The organism is Streptomyces odontomachi (assembly GCF_024435355.1).
Taxonomy (GTDB): domain Bacteria; phylum Actinomycetota; class Actinomycetes; order Streptomycetales; family Streptomycetaceae; genus Streptomyces; species Streptomyces odontomachi.
Genome location: NZ_JAMJWG010000004.1, coordinates 230,653 through 251,052 on the forward strand (window position 1 = coordinate 230,653; position 20,400 = coordinate 251,052).

Genomic DNA, 20,400 nt, shown 5'->3' on the forward strand with positions numbered 1-20,400 from the left:
GTGGCCAGTGCCGCCGTTCCGGCGTGGTGCCGCCGGCCGGGTGGGAGGTGGGGGGACGAGGGCGGTCAGGGCGGCCGCGCGCGACTCCGGGTCGGGCAGTCGCCGGGCGTGCGCGAGCACGCGCTCGCGTCGTCATCAAGGCTCACGGCCAACAGGTTTTCATATCGCAATGACTGATTCCGCACAGAGCGCAGCACATCCCCATCGCCTTCACTGGACGGCCGTCAGGAAAATAGGCAAGCGTCTTCGGCATGAGTGACGACACCGGACCCGCGGCGCGCCACCGTGCTCGTCGTCGCCTTCGCGCTGCCGCAGCCCGTGGTCGGCGACGACCTGGCCCGCCTGACCGCCTTCGGCAACGTCGCGGGCCGCGTGGTGCTGCTGCTGGCCTCCCGCTGTCTCACCGGTCGGGCCCCGCGCCTCACGGAATAGCCGGTTCAGCCGCTGGGCATCCTCGGTGAACAGGGAGAAATCACCGTCGGTATGCCACCCCGACATCACTTCCAGGTCCCCGCTCGACGCATTCCACCAGCGGATCCAGGCCTTGAAATGACGACCTAAGTCTGGCTCTGTCACGAATCGGTGGTGTAGTCGGACGAGTGCGTGGACTGGTCCAGGCGATCACGCTCCAACTGGTACAGGGAATCGCCACGTCCGTCGAATACGATGGGCTCATGACATCCCAAACGATCCTGGTCGTCGGAAATACCGTCATCATGCCTTGGGGGCGCGATCAGATCCGCCGGCTCAGCGAGCAGGCTCGGAATCGTGGACTGCGAATCATCGGGGCCGACACCAAGGAGAATCTGGCGCGGGCCTCCGCCGATGAATTGAGTCGTGTCGACGAAGTGGTGTGCCTCGATGTCCATGACGCGGAGGCATGTCGTTCCTGGGCGGCCGGCCGCAGCGATATCGACGCCATTCTGACCATTCGTGAACTCGCGGTGTACTCGACCGCCGTCATGGCGCGCGAACTCGGCCTGCCCGGCAACGACCCGGAGGCCGTCCACCGGATCCGCAACAAGGATCTGTGCCGCCGGCGACTCGTCGAAGCCGGGCTGCCGCAGCCCCGTACCGCGGTGTGCGGGAGCGCCGCCGACGCCGAGGCGTTCATGGCTCAGACGGGGCCCGGACCGTGGATCGTCAAGCCGCGTGACGGCCTGGCCAGTATCGGCGTCACGAAGATCGACAGCGTGTCGGAACTGCCCGCGGCGCTGGATCGGCTCGGCACTCCCCCGTCCGCGATGGGGAACCTCTCGGGCGCCGGCGGATTCCTTCTGGAGACGTTCGTCCAGGGGGAGGAGTACTCGGCCGAGGGTGTCATGGTCGGCGGCGTGCCCCACGTACTGGCGGTGACCCGCAAGGAGACCATGCCCGGCTTCGTCGAGATGGGGCATCACGTCCCGGCGGGAATCGACTCCTCGACCGCCGCGGAGGCCGGCGCCGCCGTGTCGGCCGCGCTGCTGGCCGTCGGCGTCACCCGCGGCATCTTCCACGTCGAGTTCTGGGTGACCGACCACGGTGTCGTGCTGGGCGAGTTGCACGACCGTCCGGGCGGTGACTACATCCACGCCCTGGTGGAGGCGACCCGGCCGGGTCTGGAGCTCTACGGAAAACTCATCGACGACCTGCTCGACCGCCCGCAGCGTCCCCTGCCGGCGAGCCGCGGCAGCGCGACCACGACGTTCCTGAACGCCGCACCGGGCAGGCTGACGGCCGTGCGCGGCTGGAAGGAACTCCAGGACACCCCCGGTGTACTGGCCGCCGACCTGGAGGTGAGCGTGGGCGACGAGATCGAGCGGGTGACGGACTGCTTCGGCCGCCATGCGGTGTTCGCCGTGCGCGCCCCCGAGCCCGCGGGCGCCGCTGGCCTCGCCGCGCGGCTACGGGAGTCCGTGGTCTTCGAGACCGAGTGACCGGCACGCGCTCAGATTCGCCGCCCGGCGTCCGCGCCGGTCACACCGGCTGACCTGCTGTTCAGGCCGGGGGTCTGGGGGTCGTCCGCCGGATGAACGCAGTGCCCGGCCGTGAGGACCTCGGCGAGCGCCGCCAGCGCGGGCTTGAAGGCGTGCGTGGGCGGCGTTCCGTAGCCGATGACGAGTCCCTGCGGCCGATCGGCTGCCGGTGCCGGTGCCGCCCAGAACTCCCCCAACGGCCGCAGGAGCAGGGACCGCTGCGCGGCGGCCGCCACCAGGTCCGTTTCCGCCATGTCGCCGGGGAGTAGCGCCGTCAGGTGCAGCCCGGCGGAACCGCTGGCGACCTGGACGCCGGGCGTGCACCGGGCGAGGGTGTCGAGCAGGAGCGCCCGGCGGCGCCGGTAGCTGCCGCGCATGCGTCTGACGTGGTGGTCGAAGTCGCCTGTGGTGATCAGGTTGGCGAGGGCGAGCTGTTCGAAGAGACCGCTGCCGCGGTCCCAGCGCTCCTTGATGCCGATGACGGCCGCACGCAGCCGCGGCGGGGTCGTCAGCCACCCCAGCCGCAGGCCGGGCGCCAAGGACTTGCTCGCCGTGCCGACGTAGACGACGTGGTCGCCGTCCAGGCTCTGGAGGGCGCTGATGGGCCGCTGGTCGAAGCGGAACTCACCGTCGTAGTCGTCCTCCACGATCAGCGCGCCGCGCGACCGCGCCCAGTTCACGAGCTCCTCCCGGCGGGAGGGCGACAGCGTCACGCCGAGCGGGTACTGGTGAGCGGGCGTCACCAGGACGGCGTCCGCGTCGGATCGCCGGAGTGCCGACACGTCCATCCCCTGGGAGTCGCACGGCACGGGAAGCACCGCGAGACCGGCCCTGCGCACGATGTCGCGATACCGCGGCGCGCAGGGATCCTCAAGTGCCACGGCCCGGGCGCCCCGTTCGCGCAGATACTGGCAGAGAATGGTGATCGCCTGAGTGAAACCGCCGCAGACCAATATCCCGTCCGCGTCGGTGCGCACCCCGCGGGCCCGCCCGAGATAGCCGGCAAGTGCCGTGCGCAATTCCACTCGACCCCGGTTGTCACCGTATCCGAGGCCTTCGGCCGGCACTTTCTGAATGGCGTGACATATCGCCTTCGTCCAGGCCCGTCGCGGGAAATCTGATACGTTCGTATGCCCGGGACGCAGGTCCAGGGCCGGCCGGGCTTTCTTCGGCGGTGCCGCCTCTGCGGCGGTCGGCGTCCACGCCACCCGGGTGGGTGCGCCCTGCTGCGTCAGGAGGTAGCCTTCAGCGTTCAACTGGCCGTAGGCCTCGCTCACCGTTCCCCGGGCCACGCCGAGGTCGGAGGCGAGAGCGCGCGTCGACGGGAGTTCGACCCCCGATTTCAGCCGGCCGTCGTGTATGGCCTGGCGTATGGCGCTTTCGATTCCGCGCCGTACCCCCTGGCCGCCCTCGCGTTCGATCAGCAGGTCCAGCGAACTGGTCCAGTCACCTTTCATACGACTGGACCATAGTGGCAGGTCGCGGTCCCGGGTAACGTCAAAATCTCGCCGCGCGGTGGGCAGGGACAGGTGAAGGGCATGACGACATGACGGAAACTTCGCAGGCAGAAAGTGCGCAATCGGAATCCACGTTAGCTCGCCGAGTTTACCAATCCGTTTTCCTCAACTATCTGCTGTCGAATTTCGGCTACTACACGATGGTCCCGGTTCTGCCGTTGCTGCTCGCGGCGGGGCACAACGACACACCGTGGTTCGTCGGAGTGGCGCTGTTCGCCCTGACCTTCTGCGCCCGGGCGTCGTGTCTGCTGCTGGGAAAGGTGCTGCACCGCAGCAGCATCCGCCTGATGGCGTCCGGCGGCCTCCTCGCGGCGGCCGTCGGGTTCGGGCTGCTGACCGTGGCTCCCGGCAAGGTCTTCGTGCTGGGCTGCCTCGTCCTGGCGGGGACGGGAGTCAGCGTCAACACGCTCACGGCACGCACCTACATCGCCGTGACGTTGCCGTCGAAGAGCGTCAGGTCCATCGCCTTCTCGATCATCCAGGTGGCCGTCAACATCGCGGCGGCGCTCGGGCCCATCGCCGCCAACCTGCTCTTCAGCAGCAGCGCACGGTCACTTGTGGTCGTCCCCGTGGCGGCGCTCTACGCCCTCGGCGCGGTCGGGGTCTTCCTGACCGTTCAGCCGGGTGTACGGCCTTCGGACCACGGGACGCGGGAGCCGCGGCTGTGGACGGCGGTGCGCGACGCCGTGACCAACCCCGAGGTACGCAGGGTCACGTGCATCACGGCCGCGGGCTGGTTCCTGTACGGGCAGCTCTTCTCCGCCCTGACGCTCCACATCGGTGAGATGACGTCGGCGCCGCTGCTGCGTTCCTCGCTCTTCACCGCCAACGCCGTGCTCGTGCTGGTGGTGCAGGTGCCGGTGTCGATGCTGGCCTCGCGCAAGCTCGAGAAGGGTCTGACGCCCGTCTGGTTCCTGCGGGCCGGCATCGTGATCTTCGCGTCGGCCTTCGCGCTGATGGCGGGCCTGGGCAGCGCCCTGTGGGGGGTCTACGCCGCGGTCGCTGCGTTCTCGGTGGCCGAGACGTTCTTCACGCCGTTCACCGGTGTCGCGTTCGCCGAGATCTCCGCCGACCGTCCGGCCGTGGAGGCGTTCAACCTGCTCCAGCTGGCCATGGCGGTGGGTGAGCCGCTCGGCTCCTTCAGCGGCGGCACGCTCTTCTCGCTCAGCTCGCACGGCGGTGTCGAGTACCTGTACTGGGCGGCGCTGAGCCTGGGCGGGCTCCTCGTGGTCGCCGTCTTCCGGCGCGACCCCGCCACGGAGAAGACCCTGCGGGAGGTCAGCGTGCCCACCCGCACCGAGGTCTGACGCGTCCGTCGGGCCCGCCCCGATGCCACATGGCCGGGCATGTCCGGGGCAGGCCATCGTCATGGACGGCCGATCAGGGCTTCGTGCCGGGGGACGGGACCGTTGCGGCGGCCGTCTCGATCCCCGCGCCGTCGACGATCGCCGGCCCGCTGGTCTCCGGTGCGCGGGCTGCCGCCCACACCGTCAGCGCGGACAGCACCGCGAAGTAGGCCCAGATGAGCCAGGGGCTACCCGACTGGAGGTAGTACAGCCAGGTGGCCACCAGCGGCAGCATGCCGCCCCCGAGGAGAGCACCGACCTGGTAGCTGAGGGCCGCGCCGCTGTAGCGGACCGAGGTGCGGAACTGCTCGCCGAGCCAGGCCGACTGGGGTCCGTACATCGCGTCGTGGAAGAGGTTCACGCCGACGATCACCGCGAGCACGATGACCAGCGGTGAACCGGTCTCCGCGAGGAGGAAGAACGGTCCCATGTACAGCAGGCTGCCGATGGCGCCGAACAGGAAGAGCCGGCGTCTGCCGAAACGGTCGGAAAGACCGCCCCAGAACGGTGTGGTCACCATGCTGATCCCGGCGCTGACGGTGACCGCGGTGAGCGCCGCCTGCTCGTTGCCGCCGTCCACGTGACCCTCGTAGAACAGGACGAAGGCGGTGTAGAAGTACGAGACGGCGGTCTGGGAGATCCGTAGCCCCACGCCGATCAGCAGGTCACGGCGGTGCCCGGTCAGCACGTCGCGCACCGGCTGCTTCGCCAGTTCGTCGCGTTCCCGGGCCTGGAGGAACACCGGGGACTCCTGGAGCCCCAGCCGCACCAGGAATCCGACCCCGCCCACCAGTACGTTCGCCAGGAACAGCAGGCGCCACCCCCACGTCATCAGGAAGTGGTGGCTGGCCAGGTCGATGAGGGCGAACGCCCCGGTGGCCAGCAGAAGCCCGGCGGAGGACCCGGCGTTGGAGACGCCCGTCCACAGGCCGCGCCGCCCGGGTCCTGCGGTCTCGGCGACCAGCACGACCGCGCCGCCCTGCTGGCCGCCGACCGACAGCCCCTGGAGGATGCGTAGGACGATCAGCAGGACCGGAGCCAGCGTGCCGATCTGCCGGTCGCCGGGCAGCACGCCGATCAGTGCCGAGCTGAGTGCCATCAGCAGCAACGATCCGATGAGCGTCGAGCGGCGTCCCATCCTGTCACCCAGCGCCCCGGCGATCAGCGCGCCGAGCGGCCGGGCCCCGAAGCCGACGGCGTACGTGCCGAAGGCGGCCAGGATGCCCCCGGAGTCACCGAGACCGGAGAAGAAGACGTGGCTGAAGACCAGGGCCGCGGCGGAGCTGTAGAGGTAGAAGTCGTACCACTCGGCGGTCGAGCCGAGCAGGGCGGCAATGGCGGCACGGCGGATCTGCGGGGACGTCGGAGCGTCGGACGGACCGGTCACGGCCTTCGACTGGACCATGGGGACTCCGTAGGGTGTCGGGCGGCCCGCGAGGGCCGGATGTGGCTGCTGGCTCGTGCCGGTGGTGGCTCCGAAGGAGTGGTCGGCCGGCCCTTCGGGGCCCCTGGCTGCTGATCGAGGGGTGCGTGCCGCGTGCGGTCGCCGTCTGCGGAGCACCGGGCCGGCCGGGTCACGGTGCGTGGGCGGTGAAATGGGAGTGGGGCACCTCGATGAAGACCGCGGCCGCCTCCGCGCAGACCTTCGGTTCGCCGACCGGCGCGATGGCGGCCTCCGCGAACACCCGGCGGCCGGCCGTCGCCGTGCAGCGGGCGGTGACGGCCAGGGGCACGCCGACGGGGACGGGAGCGTGGTACTGGAGTTCCAGGCGTCCCGTGACGGTGGGACGCCCCAGGCTCTGCCACACCGCAAGCGAGGCCGCCTCGTCGAGCAGGGTCGCCACCAGGCCGCCGTGCGCGATGCCGGGCGCCCCCTGGTAGACCTCGTCGAGCACCGCGGTGGCACTCACCCCGTCCGGCCTGCGCTCCGTGATGGTCAGGCCCGGCCCGTTGGGGACGCGGGGGCCGCAGGCGAAGCAGGTGGGGTGGTCCGGGACGTGCGGGCGCCACGCCCGGGGGGAACCCGGCGCCGAGTGCACCGGCGGGTGGGCGCCGGGAGGCGGTGTGGCCAGTTCCGACGCGGCGGCGCGGGGACGGACGGTCATGCCGGTCCCGCCTGGTCCAGGCTGCGGTTCGCTCATCTCGACCACTGCCTCCCGTACCGTCGCGGCGGCCTCCACGGCCCTGATGGCGGGTCCTGCCGGCGGGCCGGGTGCCCGAACTCGACGTCGCAGGACGGCGGTTCACCGGCCCATCGGGCGGTGGAGCAGCCGTCGACGCGGGCGATTGGCACAGTCTGTGCTCCTGCTGGTCTGAAGGGTGGAGATGTGTCCCGCGGCGGGGGCGGGCCACTTCACGGGTCACCGCAGGCGTGCGGTGACCGTTTTCGGGCGCTGGTACTCGTGCAGGGAGAGCACGCTCAGGTCCGTGCCGGTGCCGGAGGCGCCCCGGCCGCCGTGCGGCAGCTCGGCGGTCTGCGCGAGGTGGCAGTTCAGCCAGACCTCGCCGGCGTCCAGGGCCGAGGCCAGCGCGAGGCCCCGGTCGAGGTCCGCCGTCCACACGCTGGCCGCGAGTGCCTGCGGGACGCTGCCGGCCATCCGCAGGGCCTCGTCGAGGTCGCCGGCGCGCTGGACGGTCAGCAGCGGCCCGAAGACCTCCTCCCGCACGGCCGGGTCGTCCTCCGGGAGACCGGCCAGTACCCGGGGCGGCCGCCAGAGCCCGCCTTCCTCTCCCGGTGCGGTCTGCACGGCGCCGGCCTTGTCGTACGTGGCGGTGGACCTGGCGATCAGATCGTCGTACCGGGCGACCTGGTCGGTGTTGTTCAGCGGGCCGAAGTCGCGCCCCGCGGCCCTGCCGGACATGGCCGCCGTCAGCTCTTCCACGGCGTGGTCGTAGCCGGAGGCCAGGGTGATGACCCGGGCGGGGGCGGCGCACGACTGGCCGGCGTTGTAGGTGACGGCGTCGGCCAGCCGCTCCCAGGTGTCCGCCGGGGCGTCCGGCAGGACGATGACGGGGCTGTTGCCACCGAGTTCCAGGCTGACCCGGCGGTGGCCCGCCCGGGCCGCGATGTCGGCCCCGGCCCGGCCGCTGCCGGTGAACGCGATCATGTCGACGGTGGACTCCACGAGCAGCCGGCCGGTCTCGCGGTCGCCGCACACCGTCTGGAGCACCGCAGGGCCGAGGGCCTCGGCGGCGTGCCGAGCCAGCAACAGCAGCGAATCCGGGGTGCTCTCGGCGGGCTTGACGACGACGCAGTTGCCGGCGGCGAGCGCCGGGGCGCAGCGCCAGGCCGCCATCATCAGGGGGTAGTTCCACGGGACGATGACGCCCACCAGGCCGATCGGCTCCCACCGCACCCAGCTCTCGTGGCCGGCCATGAGGCGTCCCGCGGCCGGTCCTGTGGCGGCGCGTACGGCGTGCGCGAAGAAGCGGAACAGGTCGGCGGCCTCCGCGACCTCGGCGCGCGCTTCCGACTCGGGCTTGCCGGTGCCGGCCTGCTCCGCGCCGGCGTAGTCCTCGGCGTGCTCCTCCAGGAGCCCCGCGAGCCGGTCGAGGGCGCGGGAGCGTTCCCGTGGGGTGCGGTGCCGCCACTGCGGTTGGGCCGTGTGACCCGCAGCGACGGCCGCGTCGACCTCGTCACCGCGGCTGTTCGGCGACGAGCCGCGCGGCCGGCCGGTGCGCGGGTCGACGAGCGTCAGGTCCGTCGGCGCGGTCACGAACGGCCCTGGGTGGCGCAGGTCTTGCAGGGACAGTGCGGACAGTCGGCGTCGTGCAGACGCTTCGGGTCGACGGTGGAGATGTTGCAGATCAGACAGGTCAGGTTGCCGTCGGGGGCGATGACCTCGGTGTAGGGCACGGGGGCCATCCGGTCCTCGGCGTCGATCTCCTTGTGGGGCGAGCCTACGGCGACGATGACGTGGTCGGTGATGGCCCCGACGGCGTGCGGTACGGCGCCCTCCACCAGGTAGACCTGTCCGGCACGGGTCTGGTGGACGTATCCGCCGTAGGTGATGGTGCCCTCGCCGGCGACGACGATGAGGATGTGGTGCCCGGGATGGGTGTGCGGCAGGAAGCCGGCACCGGCGGGCAGCCGGATGACGTCGGCGCCGAGCGCGCCGTTGGTCACCAGCGCCTCGCCCGTGGCGTTCGCGCCGTGCACCTGGGTGGGCCGTTCGCCGTGCGGGACGGTCAGGGTGGTGACGTCGTCGCCGACCACGGAGCGGGCCCAGTCCACGATGGTGAGGGACGACGGGGTCGTGCGCTCGGAGTCGGTCAGTGAGGTGTCGACGGACATGGGATGCCTTTCGTGTGGTGGTGAGCGGACCCGCTGCGACGGACCGGGCGGTACCGGCCCCGCCGAGGTGGGACGTGGCGTGGCGTGACGCGGCCTGGGTCGCCGGAGCCGGTCCGGGTGGCGGGTACGTCGCCCGCCGGGGAGGGTCAGCGCTTCGTTCCCCAGACGACTCCCCCCAGGTCGTGGCGGCCGGCGCGCACGGCGGAGTAGCCGAGGTCGCGGAAGCCGGCGGCGGCCAGCAGGTCCAGCCACTCCCAGCGGCTCCGGAAGCCGCCGCGGTCCCACCAGCCGTCCCAGAGGGCGAAGAGGTAGTCCAGCGCCCAGGGCATGCCGCCCGGGGTGGTGGGACTGGAGCCCTCGGAGAGCACCAGGCGTCCACCGGGTGCGAGGAGGGAGTGCAGCCGGCGCAGGGTGGCGGGCTTGTCGGCGACGCAGTGCACGGCGTTGGTGGCCAGCACGGTGTCGAAGCGGCCCAGGCCGGGGGGCGGGTCGGCGTCGAGGTCGAGGACGGTGCCGCGGCCGGGCCACCCGCCCCTGGCCACCAGGTCGGGCACCACGTCCGACCAGACGAACTCGCCGTCGACCAGCGGGGCGATCCGCGAGGTGGTGTTCCCCACGCCGGATCCGGCTTCCAGGACGCGCCCGCGCAGCAGGTCCCCGGCCTTGAGCACGTCGGTGATGTGCTCGGCGTACACGACCATCGGCCACTCGGTCATCAGGCGTTTCCACAGCCCGCGATGTCGGCGCATGAGTTCCACGCCGTTGCCGCCGCCGTCGGCCAGCTCGGGCCAGTAGTCCACCAGGGCGTCGATGGCGTCGTGTGCGGCGGTGCGGGGCGCGGTCTGCGGCGCGGCGTCGACGGGGTGCTGCGTGGCCAGGGCCAGGGCACCGCGGTGCAGGCACGCGGCCTGCGCGGTGCGCGGCGGCACCCCGCCGTCCACTAGGGCCCTGGCCGCCAGCGACGCGTAGTCCAACAGGTCGGCGTACCGGCGGGCGTTGTCCCGGCGAGCGGCGAGGCGGGCTCCCATGGCGGCCCGGCGCGGCTTGCCGGTGGACGTCAGCAGCAGGCCGCCCAGCTGCGCGACGACGGGCCTGGGCACGGCGGTGTCGTACAGGGTGCGGACCTGCGCGAGGTCCTCGTCGGCCGTGACGATCCCCGTCTCGTGGCCGAGGCCGGGCTCGGCGACGGCGACGGCGGCGAACGCGCTTCCGGCTCCGGCGGCCCGCCAGCGGCGTTCGACGTCCAGGGGGTGGTACTTCTCGCCGCCGCGGTTGATGACTTCGCGCACCCGGCCCCGCAGCACGAGGTAGCCGTCGCGTAGTTCACCGAGGTCACCGGTGCGCAGCCACCCGTCGCCGGGCAGCAGTTCCCGGGTGGCTTCCGGGTTCTGCCAGTACCCACGGGTCAGGTCGGGGGAGGCGATCCACACCTCCCCGTCCTCCAGCCGTAATCGGGTGCCTTCCAGGGGCAGCCCGACCGGGGGGTGCTGGTCGATGTAGTGCTCGGTGAACTCGGCCGAGTCGAGGGTGGGCATGACGAAGGAGAAGTTCATCGCCTCCGACAGCCCGTACCCCTGGCGCAACCGGGGCCCGTACAGCTGGTGGAAGCGCCGGGCGAGGTCGCTGCTGAGCGGGGCGGCGGCGGTGACGAGGTAGTCGAGCCGCTCCGGCCAGGGCGGTCGGGCGTCGACGATGTCCCGGAGGATGGCGGGCACCACCGAGGCGGTGCGCGCGCCGCCCCGGTCCAGCGCGGCGAAGTAGCCGGCCGGGTCAGACGCCGGGCCGAAGACCAGCGGGGCCCCGGTCAGGTGCGTGCCCATGAGGGACATGACCAGCGCGTTGACGTGGAAGAACGGCAGGCAGGTGCCGTGCGGGCGATCCGGCCCGAAGCGGTGCAGCGCGGCGGTCGCGGCGGCGTTGCCGGCGACCGCCTCGCGGTCGAGCATGACGCCCTTGGGGCGACCGGTGGAGCCGGAGGTGTAGATGATGAACGCCAGCCCCTTGGCGTCCGGGTGGTCGGGGTCGCCGGGGAGCGGACGCGGCGGCGTGGCGGGATCGCCGTCGATCAGGGCGGAGGCCGCCACCTCGGCGGCGATCGCGTCCCGGTCGGCGTCGCTGGTGGCCGGGTGGAGCGGGACTGCCACCAACTGCCGTTCCCAGCAGGTGGCCAGCAGCGCCGCGAGCGCGGTGCCGTTGGGAGAGCGCACGACGACGCGGGCGAAAGGGGGCAGCGACGCCAGGAGGTCTGACCGTACAGACACGGAGTGGCCTTTCTCGGATTCGCAGTGCCCTCGCCCGTGATCTTGGACACTCGAGGTGGTGGATCGTGCGGAACGGGAAGACGGACATGGCGCGGTCGCCCGGCGGACCTCGTCGTCCTGCGGACGATCTCCGGCGTGGGAGGGTGAACGCCTTCCGTGCCGTCAGCCTGGCTGCTGGTCAGCGAAGTACTTGCGGTTCACCTCGATGAAGCCCTGCCATTCCTCGGGAACCTCTTCCTCCTTGTAGATCGCGTCGACCGGGCAGACGGTCAGACACAGGTCGCAGTCGACACAGCGTTCGGGGTCGATGTACAGCTGGCGGTCCGCGTCCGTGCCTTCGATGCAGTCGACGGGGCAGACGTCGACGCAGGCGCCGTCCTTGATGTCGACGCAGGGCTCGGTGATGACGTAGGACACCGCGTTCTCCTAACTTCTCGTTCCGTCTGGTCAGCCGGCGGCGTACCCGTCACGGCCATGAGGCAGGGCGTTGTCCAGCTCGGTCACCTCGATGTCGCCGCAGACGGGACCGCGCACCAGCCGGCCCGTCCGCAGGTCGAACGTGGCCTGGTGCCAGGGGCATACGAGCAGGGAGCCCGTGACCGTGCCCTCGGCGAGCGGTGCGCCCCGGTGCGGGCAGCGGGCGGGCACGCGTACCTCACGGTCGCCCCAGCGGACCACCGCGTAGGGGTCTTCCGTGGCCGCGTTCTCGTCGCCGGCCCGGTCGTTGCCGGAGGCGCTGGACACCCGGGCGCGCGGGGCCCCGGTCATGGCGTCGTTCGTCACAGTTCCAGGTCCTTCACTTTGTTCCCCCATTTCTCGTCGAAGACAAGTCCACGGCGGTAGGCGGCCTCCGCGATCGCCTTGGCCCACTGGCCGTACCGGTTCGCGGTGACGATGTCGCGCGGGGCGAAGCGGTTGTCGCTGTGGTAGGAGGCCCGGTTGAGCCGGACGTCCGCCAGGCCGTGCCAGGTCCGGCCGCCGTGGTCGATCGCGATCGGGACGCGGCAGGCGAGCCGTACCCCGGCGGCGGTGTGGCCGGCGTGGTTGGCGTCCTCGGCTACCGAGATGTCCGGCAGGTTGAATCCCTGCGGGGGAAAGCGCCTGACGGGCGCGTAGTTCTGCGCCTTCTTGACGGCGTTGTACCGCATCCTCTGGCCCATGACGTTCTGGATGCCGACCAGGTTGTTCTTGATCCCGTAGTCCTCGGGCGAGAATCCCGTACGGAAGGCCGAATAGCAGAAGAGGTCGGTGAAGTCGAAGGTCCAGGGCTCTGCCATCTTGCGGCCGAGCGGCACGGTGAAGACGGCGATGTCGATGGGCAGGTCCTCGGCGTCCACCGCCCACTGGGACAGGGCGAGCATGACGCCGGTGGGCGAACTCCCCGCTGCCAGCGCCGAGTCGACGCACGCGTCCCAGTCCTGCGGCGCTCCGAAATCGCCGCGCAGCTCGGCTCCGGTTCGTTCGTGGATCAGTGCGCGGAGGTTTTCCGGGATCGCGTGGCTGCGGCGCATCGCCGTCAAGGGGATGAGGAATTCGCGGCGCTCCCAGTTGCTGCCGTCGAAATGCAGACAGCGTTCATACTCCCGCTCGACCTTCTCGCGCACGCGGCCGAGGGCTTCCGCCAGCAGTGTGGGGTCAGCGGTGGGGTCAACGGCTGCGAGGTCCTCGCCGTGGCCGTCCAGGGACAGCTGCCGGCCGTACTCACGTGTGCGCCGGGTCAGGAAGAGGGCGAGCGCGGGAAGCGACACGAAGGACTGGTTGAGTTCCTGGACTATGTAGCCACCGAGGTGCCAGCACCACAGGTAGGTGGCGAGCACCAGTCGGTCGTGCGGCCAGTCGGCCACCGGCTCGGCCCGGCAGGTGGCGAGGACCGCTGCCGCGTCGCGGTTCTTCACGAGGGTCTCGCCGAGCAGCAGACGGATCTGCTCGACCGAGGTGATCCGCTGTTCCAGCTGGGCCAGCAACTCGTCGCGTTCCTGGTCGGACAGGGCTTCCCAGCGCTGCCGGACCCGGGCGGTCACCGCGTGCAACTGCACGGGATCGCCCGCCCACAGGGCGTGGTGCGCCAGGCCCTGTGGGGTGTCCTCGGTTCCCGTCGCCGCGTTCTGCGGGTGCTGCGCGGTACGAGCGGCTTCCAGTGCCGAGCGCAGCGCGTCGAGACGGGACTGCACGGTGCTCCAGCTGCCCCTGGAGGACAGGTCCGGCACCCCGGCGCCCTGGCTTCGCTCCAGCGCCCCGAGGTCCTCTGTCATCGTCTGTAACGCGTGTCCCACGTCGTCCTGCCCGCCGAGCGCCAGACAGAACACGTACCACCACAGCAGGGACGCCTGACCGTGCGGAACCTTGAAGTGGTACCAGAGCTTTCGGAATCGCGAGAACTGGTCGGTTGGTATACCGAGTTCGGTCAGCACGGCGGAACTCGAAAGAGCAAGTTCTGCGGCGTCAAGCCTTTCGAGAACGGACGGATCCGTCTTTCCCGCAGCTACCATCCCGACCAGAACGGTGTGGTCGTCCTCCTCCGCGAACATCGACAGCCGTCGGTGCAGAGCTGACGCGACATCTTTCATCACCGCTTCTTCGGCGGCTGGCGGTGGGGAGATCAGCGAAGTCATGCGGTTCCTTCGAGAAGTTGGGCATGGCTCAGCGCCCGCGCCTCATATGGTTCGCGCAGGCGTCACTACAGCATGTGACCGCCGCTACGCAGTCAGTGGACAGGGTGGTGCTGGCGCAAGAGCGTGGGGAGAGAGATTCCAGTCAAGATGGCGATGAGCATCGTTGATTGCACTCGGACAGCGACTCGAACGTCCCAGGGGCCATCGTGTAACCGGGGTCGCGGAACCTGATATCCAACGACCCTGGCGGCCCCGGATTAAGCCAGAAGGAATGAGAAGGAACGAGAAGGAATTAGTTCGCAACCCGAAAGGCAGATACATGAATGCTGCCTCTCGATTGCTGCAAACACTTTCGCTTCCTTAGGTCAAGCGTTTGCATGAACAGGAGCGTAACTATCGCACCACTGTGCCGCAAGAGGCGGAAGGGGTGTTTCTGTCCAATGAGGCGACCCGCAGAGCGGTATTCAGCCAGCGAGGCTGAAGGTTTTCGCCGCGGCAGCCGCGCCGCTGGCTCATAGCAGTGTCATATGCGGGCCGGTGAATAGCCCGGTCGGCCAGGGGTGACCTGCCATTTTCCGCACCCTGACGCACTGCGGCCGGAGAAGATGATCGAGGCAATTCCGAGGGGACCGAAGTGGCGCCAGTAGTTGATGTTGGCGAAAACACATGAAGGTGGCCGGTGTCGGCCCCCCACTTCACGGGCCGAGCCCGGGCCGCCCTCTACCCGGCCGAGGGCGGCCCGGCGCACGGCCAGGCCGCCGTCTCCAATGGCGGCGCACGACGCGGGGTCCGCACGACACCGCAGGGCAAGGGCGCCGGTTTTCGCGCGCGCTACTCGGTGAACCCGGGTGCCACGACGTCCTCGACGCGGTCGCGCTTCGTGTACATGTCCCACAGCCGGTCGGCCAGGCCGTCGCACGACACCACCGGCATGGGCTGATCGTCGTGCGCCCACTGCGCGGCCTCCCGGTGCGCCGCGCTGCCCTCGATGAGCGCGCCGATGAGCAGGGTCCCGGCATAGACGCCGCTGTCTCCCAGCGCGGCGCCGAGCGCGTGCACGTAGCTCCGTACGGCCGAGAGCGCGATGCCGGAGCCGGCCAGCCTCGGGGGCGCGAACTTGGCCGACGCGCCCATGGCGAACAGCAGCCCACCGCGACCGCGTTCCCGCATGCCCGGCAGCACCCGCCGCACCAGGGCGATCGGGGCATGCAGATACAGGTCGAGCAGGGGGGCCAGACCGGCGTCGTCGACCTCGAAGGGGGTCATGAACACCTGGGCCGGGGTGGGGCTGTGTTCGAGCACGTCGATCGCGCCGAACCTGGCCTCGATCTCGTCGGTCACCCGTAGCGCCGCCGCCGGGTCGGCGATGTCGGCCTGGAACCCGGCCGCCTCGATCCCGTCCTCGGCCAGTTCCCGGACCATGCCGTCGAGCCGTTCCCGGTTCCGCGCCACCAGCGCCACCCGGTGGTCCTCCCGGCCGAAGCGCCGCGCCACCGCCAACCCCAGGGCCGGCCCGGCGCCGTAGATCGCGATCGTCTGCATGTGGACCTCCGTCAAGTCCATCAGCCCGTCAAGTTGAGGGGCTCATCAAGTTCACCGTAGCACGAACTTGAGAGCACCCTCATTTTTCTTGTGTTCGTAGAATCGGGCCATGACCAGGGAACGCGGACTGCGCCAGGACGCGGTGCGGAACAGGGAGCGTTTGGTTCTGGCGGCGCGCGAGGTGTTCGGCCGCCATGGCCTGGACGTGCCGCTCGACAGGATCGCCCGGGAGGCGGGGGTGGCCATCGGGACGCTGTACAACCGGTTCCCGACCCGCGGCGCGCTGGTCGACGCCGCACTGGGGCCGCTGGCCGAGCGAGCGGCGGAGATCACCGAGCGGGCCACGCAGGCGGACGACGCGTGGGACGGCTTCGCCTGCTTCATGGAGCAGACCTGTGAACTACTCGCCGAAGACCGCGGCTACGCCGACGTGTACCGCTCCAGGGTCGCCGGTACGCCGATCATCGACGCAGCGCAGCAGCGCATCGTGACGCACAAGTCGGCGATCGTGCAGCGCGCCAAGGCGGCAGGTGTGCTGCGCACCGACATCGAACCCTCCGACCTGGCGCTGCTCAGCTGGGGCATCGCCGCGGTCGTGGACGCCACGCGTGGCATCGCCCCGAACGCCTGGCGGCGCCACCTGTCGATCCTCCTGGACGGCCTGCGCCCGGAGGCCGCACACCCCCTCCGGATCCCGCCCCTGACGCCCCAGCAGGTACAGGACGCCAAACCCTGACAGCCGCCGGGGCCGGCGGCATACGGCGGGACAGAGCTTCGCGACGTGTGGTTCCGCTACTCCGGCGCACACCCGTGGGTACTGCGCGGTGTCAGTCTGCGCATCCCGTACGGGACGGCGACAGCCCTGGCCGGACTCAAAGGGGCGGGTAGGTCCACACTGGTCGAACTGCTCTGCCGGTTCCACGACCCCACCCGGGGAGCGATCCTCTGGGGCGGCGTGGACATTCGCGACATCGCCGTGACCGCGCTACGGAGCCGGATCAGCGCGGTCTTCCAGGACCACATGAACTACGACATGACGGCGGCTGAGAACATCGCCTTGGGGGACGTGGCCAGGCTGGCCGGCCGGGAGAGGATCCGGTCGGCGGCTGAGCAGGCCGGCGTTCACGACAGGCCTGCCGGACTTCCGCGAGGCTACGACACCCTCCTGTCACGGATGTTCCTCATGGAGACCGACCAGGAAGACGAGCGAGCGGGCGTGATGCTTTCCGGCGGGCAATGGCAGCGGCTCGCGCTCGCCCGAGCCTTCCTTCGGGACCGGCCCGAACCGGCGATCCTCGACGAGCCCTCGGCCGGCCCCGACGCCGCGGCGGAGCACGAGATCCACAGCACGGCCGGGGCGCGCGCGGTCTCCGGCCGGGAGTGGCTGATCAAGCGGGTGGCCGCCCGGCCCGGTGATCCCGTGCCACCTGGTGCCCTTCCGGACGACGTATCGTGCGGGCACGTGCCCCCGGGTCGGCTGGTCCTGCTCGGCGACAACCCTGGAGTCAGCTTCGACTCGCGCCATCTTGGATGTCTTCCGTGTGAGCGGGTCCTCGGCACGGTGGTGCGCAGGCTGTCCTGCTGAGTCCGCATTCCTCGGGAGGGATGCCCAGCTCGGCCATCAGTCGCCGCGCCTCCGCCAGGTGCGTGGCCGCTTCCGCCTCGCGTTGCAGCGCCTTCAGGGCCAGGTGGGCTTCGGCAGCGGCCCGTGCCTGCCCGTAGGGGTTGGCGCTGGACCGGGCGAGCGCCACGGCGGTCTGTGAGCAGTGCAACGCCTGCTCGGTGTTGCCGCTCTCCCGACTGGTGCGGGCCAGCTCGTTCAACACGTCGCAGCGCAGGCCGGGCTCACGGATCGCTTCGGTGATGTCCAGCGCACGCTGGTGGTGTTCCAGTGCTTGTACGTATCGGCCACGTGCCCGCAGGACGTTGCCGAGGCCGGTGAGCGCCTCGGCTTCGCCGCGTGGGTAGTCGATCTCCCGGTGCAGTGCCAACGCCCCACGTAAGGACGTCTCCGCTTCGGCTGTCTCCCCCAGCCGCAGTCGCACCTGTCCCAGGTTCTCCAGCGTGTGCGCCTCGCCCCGGCGGTCCCCCACCTGCCGGAACAGCCGAAGGGCCTGCTCGAAGTCGGCCAGCGCCTGCCGGTAGTCACCCAGCCGCATCCGGCACGCCGCCAGGTTCCCCAGCACGTTGGCCTGCCCGCGGCTGTTGCACAGTTCCCGTTGCAGCGGCAGGGCCCGTTGCAGGAGCACGATCGCCTTCCCGAACTGGCCGTACCCCATGTGGGTGGCGCCCAGGTTGGCCAGCGTGCTCACTTCGCCCTGTCGATTGCCTGCGGCCTGGTGCAACGGCAGGGCCCGCGTGTAGTGGTCAAGTGACTCCTCGTACCGGCCGGCCAGGTGGTAGGCGGTTGCCAGGGACGTCAGCGTCTCCGCACGGCCGTGTTCTCCCAGGGTGTCCGCAGCGGCCGAAAGGACCGTCTCGTTGACGCTGATCCAGTCGTCCAGGTAACCCCGCAGATAGAGGAACCGCCAGACCGTGCAGGCGAGTCGCCACGCATGTCCCGTGAGGCCGGACTCGGTGGCGAGCCGGACCACGGCCGGGAGGCCCGGCCGTTTCGTCTCGAGCCAGTCCAGCGCTTCGTCGTAGCCGGCGGGCTCCGGCAGGGCGAGGCCGGGTACCGGCTGTTCCAAGGGGATCTGGTGGCGGTTGGCGTCCACGAGGTTCATGCTCCGCGCGGCGCCGTGCAGCAGCCAGTCCATCAGCCGGCGTACCGCATCCCGCCGTTCCCGCTCGGTGTGTTCGCCGGCTTCCCGTTCTGCGGCGAAGTCATGCAGCAGGTCGTGCATCTGCCACCGGCCGTGCCGGTTCCGGCTGATGAGGTGGGTGGCCGCCAGCCGGGTCAGCAACTCCTCGGCCCGGTCCTCAGCGAGCCCGGACAGGGCGGCAGCGGTCGGGCCGTCGATGTCCGGCCCGGGGTGGAGGCCCAGCAGCCGGAACATCCGTCGGGAAGGCTCCTCCAGCTCCTGGTAGGAGAGCGTGAAAGTGGAGCGGATGGTGCCGGCCGGATCACCGGGCACCTCGAGCGCGGTCAGCCGGTCGCTGCGCAGACGCGCGCAGTACTCGGCGAGCGAGGTGTAGGGACGGGCCGCCAGATGAGCCGCGGCCAGCCGCAGTGCCAACGGCAGGTGATGGCAGAGCTCGGCCACCTCGGCAACCGCTTCGTGCCGGTCGTCACCGGCCGGCTCTGCGTCGGGCCGGGATTCCCCGGACCGCTCCCGGGCCGAGCCGAGTAGTCCACTCAGCAGCCGGTGGGACTGCTCGCCCGTCAGCAGCCCCACCGGCACGATACGGGCGTCGTGTGAGGCGGCGAGACCGTGCAGGGCCGTGCGACTGGTGACCACTGTCCGGCAGGAAGGTGTACCGGGCAGCAGCGGACGAACGTGTTCGGCATCGGCCGCGTTGTCCAGCACCACCAGTAGCCGGCGGTCCGCCACCGTCGACCGGTAGAGCGCGATCCGCTCCTCCAGCTCCCTGGGCACCTGCTCGGCCGCCACTCCCAGGGCCCGCAGGAAACGAGCCAGCGCCTCGCCCACCGGCAGCGGGCGCCGGGCGCAGCCGTGCAGGTCCACGAACAACTGGCCGTCCGGGTAGGCGGAGCGCATGCGGTGGGCCCAGCGCACCGCCAGTGCGGTCTTGCCGATTCCGCCTGGCCCGCACAGCGCGGCCAGCGCCGAGTCCTCCAGTGCGGACAGCTCCGCCTCCCGCCCGACGAAGGACACCATGTCCGAGGGCAGTTGCCGGGGCACCGTCAGGTGGGTGGCCGTACCGCCGGGCGCTCCGGCCACCGCCGCCGGCCCCCGCTTCCGACGCGTCGCGGCCGACGCCGACAGCCGGGAGTCCGCGGCGAGTATGCGCTCGTAGAGTTGCTGGAGGGCGGTGCCGGGGTCGACGCCCAGTTCGTCGGCCAGCCGCCGTCGGGTCCGGGCGTACTGCTCCAGCGCCTCGGCCTGCCGCCCGCTCCTGTAGAGGGCCAGCATCTGTTGGCCGATCGCCCGCTCGTCCAGCGGGTGTTCCTCCACGCGCGCCGAGAGTTCGGTGAGCAGTTCGGTGTGGCGGCCCAGCTCCAGTCGAGCCTCGGCCAGGTCCAGTTCCGCCGCGAGCCGTTCACCGTGCAACGCTTCGCGCTGCGTGTTGAACCAGGGGGTGTCCGCTTCGGCGAACGCGCTCCCCCGCCACAACCCGAGCGTCTCCTCCAGCAGTTCCTCGGCCTGCTCTGGCTGGCTCGCCGCCCGAGCCCGCTCGAGCGTCGCTCGGAACCGGTACACGTCCACCGTGTCGGGGGACGCCGTCAGCCGGTAGCCGCCACCTGTCTCGCGGATCAGCGAAACCTGTAGGTCGCGTAGCGTCCCGCGCAGCCGTGAGATGTAGCTGTACAGCGCCTGGCGCCCGCTGCGCGGCTCGCTGTCCCCCCACACCCGGTCCACCAGAGTGTCCGCCGGCACGACCCGGCCCACGTCGGCCAACAGCGCCGCCAGAACTCTGCGCTGTAGAGAGTGGCCCACTTCCACCCGGCTGCCGTCCGGACGCCACGCCTCGATCGTTCCGAGCACGCCGAAACACAGGCCCGTCACCGTAGCCCCCCTTGCCGCCCCTCAACTCCCCCTGAACTCCCCCTGGCGAGTCACCCTTCCCGCTGCCGGCTTCCCGATGCAAGGCATATTCCAGCTTTTGTGCGGCTTCGTCGAAGCCCTGGTGGGCGCGTAAGGCGGTCTTGACGCTGCGTCACCCAGCGACTCTGGATGCGCTCCCCCACGTCCGTGGACTCGAAGACGTTCTTCTGCGCAGGAGAACGCTAGTCGAAGCGCTTCGACCA

The 20,400-nt window shown here is 70.8% G+C and carries 16 protein-coding genes and 1 pseudogene; 6 read left to right on the forward strand and 11 right to left on the reverse strand.

All coding sequences use genetic code 11. The features are described 5' to 3' along the window. Nucleotides 1–255 precede the first annotated feature (255 nt). Together NQO67_RS11850 and NQO67_RS11855 are read left to right on the forward strand one after the other, a co-directional pair. Nucleotides 256–432 carry a hypothetical protein gene (locus NQO67_RS11850; protein WP_255949818.1) on the forward strand — a complete coding sequence of 59 codons (177 nt, stop codon included), beginning with the start codon at nucleotides 256–258 and terminating at the stop codon, nucleotides 430–432. 242 nt (nucleotides 433–674) lie between these two features. After that, nucleotides 675–1,916 carry an ATP-grasp domain-containing protein gene (locus NQO67_RS11855; protein WP_255949819.1) on the forward strand — a complete coding sequence of 414 codons (1,242 nt, stop codon included), beginning with the start codon at nucleotides 675–677 and terminating at the stop codon, nucleotides 1,914–1,916. Nucleotides 1,917–1,927: 11 nt separating this feature from the next. Here the strand turns inward: NQO67_RS11855 and pdxR are convergent, their stop codons facing one another. Further along, complete coding sequence (pdxR, locus tag NQO67_RS11860) at nucleotides 1,928–3,412, reverse strand: MocR-like pyridoxine biosynthesis transcription factor PdxR (RefSeq protein WP_255949820.1); 1,485 nt, start codon at nucleotides 3,410–3,412, stop codon at nucleotides 1,928–1,930. Nucleotides 3,413–3,501: 89 nt separating this feature from the next. Between pdxR and NQO67_RS11865 the strand changes: the two genes are divergently transcribed. Further along, complete coding sequence (locus NQO67_RS11865; RefSeq protein ID WP_255949821.1) at nucleotides 3,502–4,779, forward strand: MFS transporter; 1,278 nt, start codon at nucleotides 3,502–3,504, stop codon at nucleotides 4,777–4,779. Between the two features lie 73 nt (nucleotides 4,780–4,852). Here the strand turns inward: NQO67_RS11865 and NQO67_RS11870 are convergent, their stop codons facing one another. From NQO67_RS11870 to NQO67_RS11910, 9 genes are all read right to left on the reverse strand, one after another. Next, nucleotides 4,853–6,223 carry an MFS transporter gene (locus NQO67_RS11870; protein ID WP_255949822.1) on the reverse strand — a complete coding sequence of 457 codons (1,371 nt, stop codon included), beginning with the start codon at nucleotides 6,221–6,223 and terminating at the stop codon, nucleotides 4,853–4,855. 169 nt (nucleotides 6,224–6,392) lie between these two features. Then, nucleotides 6,393–6,923, reverse strand: coding sequence for a PaaI family thioesterase (locus NQO67_RS11875; protein WP_255949823.1), 531 nt, complete (start codon nucleotides 6,921–6,923; stop codon nucleotides 6,393–6,395). Between the two features lie 255 nt (nucleotides 6,924–7,178). Next, a complete protein-coding gene (locus NQO67_RS11880; RefSeq protein ID WP_255949824.1) occupies nucleotides 7,179–8,534 on the reverse strand; it encodes an aldehyde dehydrogenase family protein in 1,356 nt (451 codons plus the stop codon). Next, complete coding sequence (locus tag NQO67_RS11885; protein WP_255949825.1) at nucleotides 8,531–9,112, reverse strand: cupin domain-containing protein; 582 nt, start codon at nucleotides 9,110–9,112, stop codon at nucleotides 8,531–8,533. Before NQO67_RS11885 ends, NQO67_RS11880 begins: the two co-directional genes overlap by 4 nt. A 146-nt stretch (nucleotides 9,113–9,258) precedes the next feature. Continuing rightward, nucleotides 9,259–11,373, reverse strand: coding sequence for an AMP-binding protein (locus tag NQO67_RS11890; RefSeq protein WP_255949826.1), 2,115 nt, complete (start codon nucleotides 11,371–11,373; stop codon nucleotides 9,259–9,261). A gap of 162 nt (nucleotides 11,374–11,535) precedes the next feature. Continuing rightward, nucleotides 11,536–11,790: a ferredoxin family protein gene (locus NQO67_RS11895; protein WP_255949827.1), complete on the reverse strand. Its 255-nt coding sequence runs from the start codon at nucleotides 11,788–11,790 to the stop codon at nucleotides 11,536–11,538. Nucleotides 11,791–11,820: 30 nt separating this feature from the next. Continuing rightward, the gene (locus NQO67_RS11900) at nucleotides 11,821–12,156 is read right to left on the reverse strand and encodes a Rieske (2Fe-2S) protein (RefSeq protein WP_255949828.1); all 336 of its coding nucleotides are present in this window, start codon (nucleotides 12,154–12,156) and stop codon (nucleotides 11,821–11,823) included. Next, complete coding sequence (locus NQO67_RS11905; protein WP_255949829.1) at nucleotides 12,153–13,985, reverse strand: hypothetical protein; 1,833 nt, start codon at nucleotides 13,983–13,985, stop codon at nucleotides 12,153–12,155. Before NQO67_RS11905 ends, NQO67_RS11900 begins: the two co-directional genes overlap by 4 nt. Nucleotides 13,986–14,816: 831 nt before the next feature. Beyond that, nucleotides 14,817–15,527 (reverse strand): SDR family NAD(P)-dependent oxidoreductase, encoded by a 711-nt coding sequence (locus NQO67_RS11910; RefSeq protein ID WP_255949830.1) that lies wholly within the window; start codon nucleotides 15,525–15,527, stop codon nucleotides 14,817–14,819. A 109-nt stretch (nucleotides 15,528–15,636) separates the two neighbouring features. On the opposite strand from NQO67_RS11910, the gene NQO67_RS11915 reads away from it, so the two are divergent. From NQO67_RS11915 to NQO67_RS44780, 3 genes and pseudogenes are all read left to right on the forward strand, one after another. After that, nucleotides 15,637–16,263 carry a TetR/AcrR family transcriptional regulator gene (locus tag NQO67_RS11915; protein ID WP_255949831.1) on the forward strand — a complete coding sequence of 209 codons (627 nt, stop codon included), beginning with the start codon at nucleotides 15,637–15,639 and terminating at the stop codon, nucleotides 16,261–16,263. A 6-nt stretch (nucleotides 16,264–16,269) separates the two neighbouring features. Then, a pseudogene (locus tag NQO67_RS11920) lies at nucleotides 16,270–16,878 on the forward strand (ATP-binding cassette domain-containing protein); the annotation flags it as partial. Between the two features lie 69 nt (nucleotides 16,879–16,947). Continuing rightward, nucleotides 16,948–17,112 carry a S26 family signal peptidase gene (locus NQO67_RS44780; RefSeq protein ID WP_255950028.1) on the forward strand — a complete coding sequence of 55 codons (165 nt, stop codon included), beginning with the start codon at nucleotides 16,948–16,950 and terminating at the stop codon, nucleotides 17,110–17,112. On the opposite strand, the gene NQO67_RS11930 is transcribed toward NQO67_RS44780, so the two are convergent. Beyond that, complete coding sequence (locus NQO67_RS11930; RefSeq protein WP_255949832.1) at nucleotides 17,033–20,158, reverse strand: AfsR/SARP family transcriptional regulator; 3,126 nt, start codon at nucleotides 20,156–20,158, stop codon at nucleotides 17,033–17,035. The genes NQO67_RS44780 and NQO67_RS11930 overlap by 80 nt on opposite strands. Nucleotides 20,159–20,400: the final 242 nt, after the last annotated feature.

Excerpts from the sequence above, each read along its gene's own strand:
- NQO67_RS11870 (WP_255949822.1), bottom strand. The coding sequence starts at position 6,223 with ATGGTCCAGTCGAAGGCCGTGACCGGTCCGTCCGACGCTCCGACGTCC.
- NQO67_RS11855 (WP_255949819.1), top strand. The coding sequence starts at position 675 with ATGACATCCCAAACGATCCTGGTCGTCGGAAATACCGTCATCATGCCT.
- NQO67_RS11910 (WP_255949830.1), bottom strand. The coding sequence starts at position 15,527 with ATGCAGACGATCGCGATCTACGGCGCCGGGCCGGCCCTGGGGTTGGCG.
- NQO67_RS11885 (WP_255949825.1), bottom strand. The coding sequence starts at position 9,112 with ATGTCCGTCGACACCTCACTGACCGACTCCGAGCGCACGACCCCGTCG.
- NQO67_RS11905 (WP_255949829.1), bottom strand. The coding sequence starts at position 13,985 with ATGACTTCGCTGATCTCCCCACCGCCAGCCGCCGAAGAAGCGGTGATG.
- NQO67_RS11865 (WP_255949821.1), top strand. The coding sequence starts at position 3,502 with ATGACGGAAACTTCGCAGGCAGAAAGTGCGCAATCGGAATCCACGTTA.
- pdxR (WP_255949820.1), bottom strand. The coding sequence starts at position 3,412 with ATGAAAGGTGACTGGACCAGTTCGCTGGACCTGCTGATCGAACGCGAG.
- NQO67_RS11875 (WP_255949823.1), bottom strand. The coding sequence starts at position 6,923 with ATGACCGTCCGTCCCCGCGCCGCCGCGTCGGAACTGGCCACACCGCCT.
- NQO67_RS11915 (WP_255949831.1), top strand. The coding sequence starts at position 15,637 with ATGACCAGGGAACGCGGACTGCGCCAGGACGCGGTGCGGAACAGGGAG.